We start from the raw sequence: 9435 nt of genomic DNA on the forward strand, positions 1-9435 counted from the left end.
CTGATCAATACGCAACAGCGCGGCACCGCGCTGTTGGCATTTGCGACTCGGCGCGAGCGCATTCCTATTTCAAGATTTCGGGCACCCGACGCATCCGCGCCCAGCCCTGTAGTCCTGAAAGCCTCTTCGCCCGGCCTATTGCACGAAAAGAGTTCTGCCGGTGTCTTTTGCGATATTGAGGTTGGCCATGGCCGCATCCAAAGCGTCTGGCCCGGGGGATTGCTGATAGACCGCACCGGCGATCGTAACGCCCAGATGCACAATGCCTTCCGCCGTCATGAAGATCGTATCGTCAACCGACTCCAGGATTCGTTCGCTCACCGCCGTGGCGACTTCTTGCGGTGCACCGCGCAAAAGCGCCGCAAAGCGATATCCTTCAATATGGGCCAGAAGATCATCAGCGCGAATGGCCTGCTGAATGGACTGCCCAAGCCAGGGCAGAATTTCTTCCGTCTTCTGCCCTGCCGCAGCGGCTGCACTTCCCGAACGCGCACTGAGATCGACGATCAACAGAGCACCCGGCCCTTGCGCCTGTTCGGCTTCGAGCATGGCCATGAACCTGTCCCAGCGCAACGCGCCCGAGAACGGGTCGATATCTTGCGGCGCAATCTTGATGGCGGGTCGCTGCACCTCTGCGCGTCGCGTCTCACCTTTATAGTCCTTGCCGGTCAACCAGCTGAACCAGGATTTGGCCACAGGTGCCCCCTTTAGAATCTCGATGGGGAAATCTGGCCCAGCATCTCTCAATTCGCGCTGACAAAAAAGCCGACAATTTTATCAATCCGCATTTTAGTCAACAAGAAAACGGTCATGTAAAATTTTATCGAAATCAAAAATCTATAATATACTATGCCAATTTGCAGAATTTTATTTCGAACGACCTAGCCTCCGGTCAATCATAACTGGAGGCAAAATTGCTTCTGAACTTTTCCGCTGCAGCTATTATTACGATCAGCGCTGCCACATTACCAACAACGCCAGTTGAATTTTCTGCGCGTCCTATGGGTCTCTACGCATCGGAGCGCACAGCAATCGAGACAGTTGTGCCTCCTCAACTAGCGGCCCTCCCCCCTCCTGGCTTCACGACACTCACAAGGCCCGCGACCAGCGAACTCGGCGTCTTTGGCTCGGTCGCCATTTCTGCTGCGCGCATTCCCGCGGCGCGCAAATGGCAAGACGTTCAAAAGACAGATTATTCCGCTTATTTTGGCGACAATTGCAGCATCCAGGGTTTCGAAGGCTGCGACAGCCGCTTCGTCACAAAAATCCGCGACGCACGAAACAAGGCGGCAGGTCTGGGCGAGCACGACATGCTCGATCTGATCAATCGTACCGTCAATGCCACCATGACCTACAAGCCCGACAGCAACGTGTGGGGCATCGGCGATTATTGGGCGACGCCAGCCGAAATGGCCCGCAAGGGCGCCGGCGACTGCGAAGACTATGCCATCGCCAAATATTGGCTATTGCGCGGCCTCGGTGTGCCCGACCAGAACCTGCAACTGGTGCTGCTTCAGGACACGCGCCGCCAGCTCTTTCACGCCGTCCTCGTCGCCCACATGCCCTCGGGCTCTTACGTCCTCGACAATGTTACCAACCGGCTTCAGCTCGACACGGCCTATGCCCAATACCAGCCTATCATGAGCTTCGCCGACGGCCGCAGCTATATCCACGGCTTCGCCGGCGGCAGCCGCACCGCAACGGCCATGCCCACCGATCTATCGGCAGTCGCGCCAGGGTTGGGGATTTAGGTTCAGCGTCTCTATGCCGTCCACGCCAATAGAAATCGGCCCGCTTCGGAGGAAGCGGGCCGATTCTCACCGAAAGACAGGCCTAAATAATCAGCGTGTAGGTATCATCATCGATAACCAACTTTATCACGCCCGATGTTACACCATTTAGAAGGGCAATATCGGAGCTGCCATCCGCAGCAAAATTTCCAGAACCAGACTGATCGACTCTCACAACACCCGTATTGGTCACATCAACAAAATCACTGATATTATCACCATTGGAGAAATTGGCGTCGAGCAATGCGGTAAGATCGATCTTATCATTGGCAAGCGAGAAGTCGGTGACCGTGTCTCTGTTTGCCAGCCCGATGTCGGTCAGCACGACGGTATCGAAGCCAAAGCCAGTTGAAATAGTATCTTGGCCTGGGCCGCCGATAAGAATGTCGTCGCCATTACCGCCAAACAGCGTGTCATTGCCGGTGCCACCAACCAAGATGTCATGGCCATCTTCGCCATCGAGCGTATCCCCGCCGAGACCTCCCAACAGAATATCATCACCGGAACCACCATAAAGGAAGTCGATACCGTCCCCGCCATCGAGGAAATCATGGCCAGACGCTCCGCCCCTAAGCGTGTCGCCGCCGGCTCCTCCATAAATGGCGTCGTCGCCGTCACCACCATCCACTGTGTGGCCATTGAGATTGTCGATGATAACGTCATTGCTGCTGCCCCCATTGAGGGTCGCATTGATGTCGTGATCCACAGTAATGGCATCGCTGCCATTTGTATTTGCGTTCATCCACTGCAGCCCACTGCTATTACCATTTCCACTATTGGTAATGGTATAGGCATTGCCGCCAAGGGCTGCGAAGGCAACGTAAGTTTTGTTGCTCGCCCCAGTCAGCGGATCAGTGGCAGTCACCTCATAGCGATAAAGCCCCTGCACGTCATTGTTGGGCCCGCCCGAAACAACCCCATTCGTGCCGAAGCTCAACCAGGCCACCGGGGCAGCCGCGCCCATAGCCTTGAAGCTGAACTCCAGCCCGCTCCCAGAGAAAAGCGTCCTGGCGTCAAAATTGATTGCATTGGGCGTTTTGGCATTATCAACAAAGGCATAGGCAAACTGCGGCCCGGTCAGTGCGTTGACCACTGGAGGCTGAACGATCGGCGTAGCGTCGGTTTTGCCCGCGATGGTAATTGTCACAAGCTGAATTGTCCCATCGGCCGATTTGACCGCAAAACTATCCGACAAATCTTGGCCGTCATTGAGCGCATTTACCGTCGGGTTGGCATTATCCAGCACATAGGTCCATTGACCTCCGGCATTGATGGACCAAGTGCCGTAGTTCGCAGTTCCCGAGCCCGCCTGGAACACATTGTCAGGGTTATCGACATCGTCAGCAGTCAGCAGGCCCGAAACGCTGTTCGGTGCCGCATCCTCGGTGATCTGGCCGGCGGTCGCTCCGTCAATGATCGCAGGATCATTCACGTCCGTCACATTGATCGTAAAATTGCCTGGCACGGGCACCGAACCATCCTGGTTGCCGTCTTCGACCCTGACCTGGAAGACAATGGACGGGTCTTCGCCCCCAAAGTGCCGGAACGTGATCAGCCCGTTGAGCACTTCCGCCGCTGTAAAGGACGTAGCCGGAGCACCACCATTGAGGAATTCACCGCCGCTCAACCCGCTGACAAGGAACGTCACGTTCGTATTATCAGGATCATAGAAGGAAAGCATGGCGGCGGTGACGTTCATCGTGCCACCTTCGGTGACCGAGCCGGTCAGGGTGCCGCGAAGTTCCGGAGGATCATTGACTGGAGTGACGTTCACAACCATATGGGCGGTTGCCACCGCGTTGTAATCGTCGGTGACGCTGACCTCCAATACGCGCTGAGCGGACGGGGTATCGTTGTTGTTCTGATACACGATCCCGCGCAATATCGTCTGATAAGTCGCAACCGAAGCATTGCCGGAGATCGTCAGAGCACCAGTGGTTGCGTTGAACGACAGCACAAGACCGGCCGCAGCCCGTGCGTTTTCGGCCGCCGTATTCAGCGTCAGCGTCTCCGTCTCGCCGTTGGCATTGGCAGGGTCCCGACCATTCCCGAAGCCAACAGTCATCGACTTGAGGTTGCTGCTGTCGACATCGGACAAAGTGGCAGCATCGAACGCCCAACGCGGTTGTCCTTCGACGGCATAGGTCGCGCCATCAACACCTGCTGCAGCGCCGTTGAGATCAACAACCGGACCGTCATTGGTGCCGTTGATCAGAATGGTCACCACCTGATCGACGCTGGCGCCGAAATTATCGGTGACCCGGATGGTATAGTTGAGCCGGATTTGCGTGCCTTGCGAGAGGAAATTGAAGTTCTCGCTACCCGAGTTGAAGCTCCAGCTCAGATTGTTCGCCGTTTCGCCAGCGTCATAGATCGGCGCTGTCGGCGAGATCGTCAGGAAGTTCGCAGCATTGGCAATGTTGTAGCCCGCGCCGCCGCCACTGACGCCGATCACCTGGACAGTCATCGCACTTACATTGTCGACGTCAGAAACCGTCAACGTGCCCGATGAGGCAAGCCCCGTATCAGTCTCGTTGATAAAGCGCGACACCGCCAACTGGCCGTCGATAGTTTCAGTCGTTTCGGCCAGCGGCATGCTGATGACAGGAGCGTCATTCGTGCCGTTGATCGCTACGGTAACGATCTGCTCGTCGGTCGCCCCCGCGCTGTCGGTCACCACGATCGTGTACTTGAACACGAGACGTGATCCCTGCGGCAGGAAGTTGAACGCCTGGCTATTGCTGTTGAACGACCAGTTCAACGTGCCTGTGGTCTGACCATTGCCGATAACGGGAGTGTTCACCGTCATGAAGCTGCGGATCATCGCATGGTCGAGATTGGTCCCATAGGGCGGGCCAGAAATCTCGATGAACCCGACCGAAGCCGTGACCACGTCGGTCACATCCACGTCGGACACGCTCAGCGTGCCGGCGGCCTGCAGACCTGCATTGGTCTCGATCAGTTCCGAAGCGATGGAGTCGCCCTGCGCAACGGTGATGACAGGCGTATCATTGCTGCCCACCAGCGTGATGGTGATCCGGCGCGTGGTCGAATTGCCATAGGGGTCGGAAACGACGATGTCGAATTCCTCAACCTTGGTCTGACCGGCAGCAAGATAGTTCAGCTCCTGATCGGTGACATTGTACTTCCAGTTGACGAAACCGACGCCGTCATTGGCCGTGGTCTCACCAATCTGATGAGTGATATGGCCGAGCTGGCCCGCTCCGACAGGAACAACCGTGACGGTATGCGTGTCGCCCTGGTCGCCATAGATCCAGAAACCACCGCCATTGTAGCCGCTGTCGAACGAGGTCCGTTCATCGGTCGAATTGGCCAGCGGATGCCCTTCGGCATATTCGGTGATTGTGCCGGCTTCCGGGAAGCCCACGGAAGAGGTGACAGGATCGTCGCTACCCAGAATGGTTATGCGATAGAGCCCGGTGCGCACGTCGCCATCCGCATCGGTCACACTGAACGGAATGGTCAGCGTGGCAATCTCGTTCTTGCTGAGGCCGTTGAAACCCCAACCCGGATTTATCGTCAGCTTGCCGGTCACCGGATCGTAGCTGATGGTCGGCTTGTCGAGCAGCGTGCCCGACGGGGTCGAGATGACGGCCGCATTGGCGTCGAACGCCACGGAACCCTTGCCATCGGCACCGAAGTCGAAATCCGTTCCTTCGCTGAAGTTGAAGACGGCAGTCCCATCTTCACCCATCTGCGCTTCCACCAGCGGCAAATCGGGCGCCGCAGTAGGAGCAAGCTTCACGTCAGCCAAATAGGTCCCGGTATTGTCAGGCGAACCGACCTCCTTGAAGGTCAGCACGTCCTTACCATCGCCATTGGGCACAAGTCCGCTGACCGTCACGACGGTCATCTGGTTTGTGATCGTGAAGGTCGTATTGAGCTTCACGCCATTCCAGTAGACCTCAAGACCAGCGCTTGCCGGATCAGGCGAACCGATCTCGAAGCTCAGGGTATAGGAGCTATTGGGATTTAGACCCGACAGGGTCTGAGAGATTTCAACATTGCCCGGGGATGCCGCGAGATCGACCATAACGCCGCTCGTCGACGACATCCCCATATACCCATTCGTCACCTGTTCGAGCTGAACACCAGCTTGACCAGGCTGAGTACCATTAATCAGCCAACCGATAGCGCCGGTCGAAGCTCCGCCATAGCTTGTCGGCGACCAGGCGCCGATCGAGAAGTCGCCATTGGTCAGCAGATTGTAGTCTTCAGTCGGCGCATTCAACGTTGGCGCGTCGTCCGCGACATTGATTGTGAAGGCGCGATCTGCGTAGTCGCCGTCGCCGTCATATACGCGCGCCGTAAGGTTCAGCGGCAGACTGTCGCTATTGGCCGCATGGTCGACATTCTGGAACAGCGTCGCGGCAAAACTCGCCGGCTTGTAAACCCCAACAATGAACACCGGATCGTCGGCAGTCGAGCCGGCCTTGTAAGCAACGAGCTCCTCGCCTCCGAAACCATTGTCTCTTATCGTGTATTGGAGGGTCACATTGTCCGAAGTCAGCCCCTGCGCCTGCAGCGCCGCGATGACACCCGGGGCAAAAGCGACGTGACCGTTCTTGTCGGCCCCAACATTTACACCGAGATTACCGAAAGTGGAGCTCACCTGGGGCAGGTTGACTTCGGACAGCGAGCCAACGTCCGCACCACCCATCATCAGAGTAGGAGTGCTGTCGTTGACGTTGACGCGGAGGATAGACGTTACGACATCACCGTCGCCATCTGCAAAGCCAACTGTAGCATCGATCCGGATCTGTCCAAGCGGCGTGGGCGTACCGACATCAACGTGATCGATGGGACGGAAGAGCGTCGCGGTTACATTGGTGTCCGTGTCGTTCAGTTCAAGCTTGATGACATCGACCCGCTGGCCGGCATCGTTCGTAATGTAGCCGTTGATAACGTTGTCGCCCACCTTCTCAAAGGTGATTGGCTTGCCACCAGACTTGATCTCGTTGACGACTTGAGGGCCAGCATCAACGTTGAACACGAAGTTGCCTGCTACCGTGCCGCCAATGTTAAGGCCCATCTTGCCCGTGAAGAAGGTCCTGCCATACCCATCGCTTCCGAAATCAATCGTAAAAGCGCGCGTATCGGTGGCCGTACCGGAAGCAATATTGTTCTCGGACAGCGTAATATAGCGATCGGCCTGATTGGTGGACGGAACGTCGTCAACGATGGTCGAACGGATGATCGCAGTAATGTCATCCCCATCGCCGTCAGTAAAGCGAACTGTGGCATCGACCAGAATGCTGTCGATCGGTTTGCCATCGACCACGGCGATATGATCAATGGGTCCGAAGAGCTTTGTGGTGGCCCCCTGATCACTGCCAGTCAGCGATATCTCGATGATGGTCGTGCCGCCAGTACCGCCGCCATTTTCAGGCAGGATATAGCCGCGCACCAGCGTGTCGTTCACGAGAACAAATGTGACCGGCTTCCCGTCCGAGGTGAACTGGCTAACCGTAACCGGGCCATTGGCAACATCGAGCGAGACGTTCCCCGCCACGCCACCACCGATATCCAGTTTGAGGTGACCCGTGAATGCAGTGCTGCCCAAGCCATCTGCACCCATTTTGTTTTCGAACACGGTGCTAGCCACGTCAGGGCCGGCCGCAATGTCGGCCTCCTGCACGCTGACATAGCGATAATCATGAGCTTTGACCGGCGCATCGTCATTGACGTTGATCTTAAGCGTGCCGCTGGCCTTGTCGCCATCGCCATCGGTCACGCTGAAGCCGAACGACAGTTCGTTGTTCGTCTCGCCCGAACCCGAATGGGCCAATGGCGCGTTGAGCGTGAAGCTGTAGGAACCGTCGGCCTTGATGATCAGGGTCGCAGCCGGCGTGTGGTTGGCGCTGGTTGCAGTCCAGGTCGTCGTGCCGTCGGCACCGCGAACCCCAGCGCTCCACGAGATGGATTCCGTCTGCGCAAAGCCCTGTGCGTCCTTGGAGATCACCGAGAAGGCCGGCGGCGCGATCGTGATCGAACCAAGGCCATCCGCGCCCATCGAGAACAGCGAACCCGCAGCACCCGAGGCAGTCGCCACATTGGCCACACCGTCATTCGGGCTATCATTGCCCGGGAACAGGGTCTGCGCTTCGTCGTCAAGGGTAGTGGACGCGGTGACATTGGACGAGATCGGACGATCGTCATTGATCAGAACCGTCAGCACACCACCGGCCTGGTCGCCATCACCGTCGGTGATGCCGTAGCCAAAGCTCAGGGAATCGGTGTTCTCCGCCAGCAGGCCGTTCGAATGGGCCAGCGGCGCATCCATGGTGAAGCTGTAGGAACCGTCAGCCTTGATGATCAGCGTCGCGGCAGGCGTGTGGTTGGCGCTCGTCGCCGTCCAGGTCGTCGTGCCATCGGCGCTGCGAACACCGGCGCTCCAGGAGACGGATTCCGTCTGTGCAAAGCCCTGGGCGTCCTTGTAGAGCACCGAGAAGGCCGGCGGTGTAATCGCGATGGAACCAAGACCATCCGCACCGACAGTAAACAGCGCGCCAGCGCCACCCGAAACAGTCTTGATGTTCGGATCGACGTCGCCGAGAGACCATCCCGTATTGGTCGGGGTGAACTCGGTCTGCGCCTCATCATCCATCACCGACCAGTTCGTCACGATCGAAGCGACCGGCACCGGGGTGTCGTCATTGACGCTGATATTGAGCTTGCCCGATGCGGTATCGCCATCGCCATCGGTCACGCTGAAGTTGAACGACAGCGTCTTGTCTTCCTCGATGCCCGGCAGGGCGGTCGAGTGAGCCACCGGTGCATTGATCGAGAAGCTGTAGGAACCGTCAGCCTTGATGATCAGCGTCGCAGCAGGCGCATAATTGCCGCTCGTCGCCGTCCAGGTGGTCGTGCCGTCGGCACTGCGAACCCCGCCATCCCAGGTCACTGCCTCGGTCTGCGCAAAGCCCTGCGTGTCCTTGTAGATCACCGAGAAAGCCGGCGGCGTGACCGTGATCGAACCGAGCCCGTCCGAACCCATCGAGAACAGTGTGCCTGCACCACCCGAGACCGACTTGTAGTTCGGATTGGTATCGCCAAGCGTCCAGCCCGTATTGGTCGGGGTAAACTCGGTCTGCGCCTCGTCGTCCAGCGTCCGGCTGGCATTGACCGTATTCACCGCATTCGGCGCATCGTCGTTGACATTGACCTTGAGCGTACCGCTGGCCTTGTCGCCATCGCCATCGGTCACGCTGAAGCCGAACGACAGTTCGTTGTTCGTCTCGCCCGAACCCGAATGGGCCAATGGCGCATTGAGCGTAAAGCTGTAGGAACCGTCGGCCTTGATGATCAGGGTCGCGGCCGGCGTGTGGTTGGTGCTCGTCGCCGTCCAGGTCGTCGTGCCGTCGGCACCGCGAACCCCAGCGCTCCACGAGATGGATTCCGTCTGCGCAAAGCCCTGTGCAGTCTTGGCGATTACTGAGAAGGCCGGCGGCGTGATCGTGATCGCAGCCAGACCATCTGAACCCATCGAGAACAGCGCACCGGCGGCGCCGGTGGCCGTCGCGACATTGGCAACACCATCGCTCGGCGTGTTGTTGCCCGGGAACAGGGTCTGCGCTTCATCGTCCACAACCGTCGAAGACGTCACGACACCCATCGAGGTCGG

At 58.0% G+C, this 9435-nt stretch carries 3 protein-coding genes; 1 reads left to right on the forward strand and 2 read right to left on the reverse strand.

Going from position 1 to position 9435, the window contains the following annotated elements; genetic code table 11:
* Positions 1-135 precede the first annotated feature (135 nt).
* Positions 136-696 carry a diguanylate cyclase domain-containing protein gene (locus tag JP75_RS14730; RefSeq protein ID WP_035084234.1) on the reverse strand — a complete coding sequence of 187 codons (561 nt, stop codon included), beginning with the start codon at positions 694-696 and terminating at the stop codon, positions 136-138.
* A gap of 347 nt (positions 697-1043) precedes the next feature.
* On the opposite strand from JP75_RS14730, the gene JP75_RS14735 reads away from it, so the two are divergent.
* Positions 1044-1751: a transglutaminase-like cysteine peptidase gene (locus tag JP75_RS14735; RefSeq protein ID WP_160194697.1), complete on the forward strand. Its 708-nt coding sequence runs from the start codon at positions 1044-1046 to the stop codon at positions 1749-1751.
* Between the two features lie 82 nt (positions 1752-1833).
* Here the strand turns inward: JP75_RS14735 and JP75_RS14740 are convergent, their stop codons facing one another.
* The gene (locus JP75_RS14740; protein ID WP_160194698.1) at positions 1834-9417 is read right to left on the reverse strand and encodes a VCBS domain-containing protein; all 7584 of its coding nucleotides are present in this window, start codon (positions 9415-9417) and stop codon (positions 1834-1836) included.
* Between the last annotated feature and the right edge of the window lie 18 nt (positions 9418-9435).

This window comes from Devosia riboflavina (genome assembly GCF_000743575.1).
Classification (GTDB): Bacteria; Pseudomonadota; Alphaproteobacteria; order Rhizobiales; family Devosiaceae; genus Devosia; species Devosia riboflavina.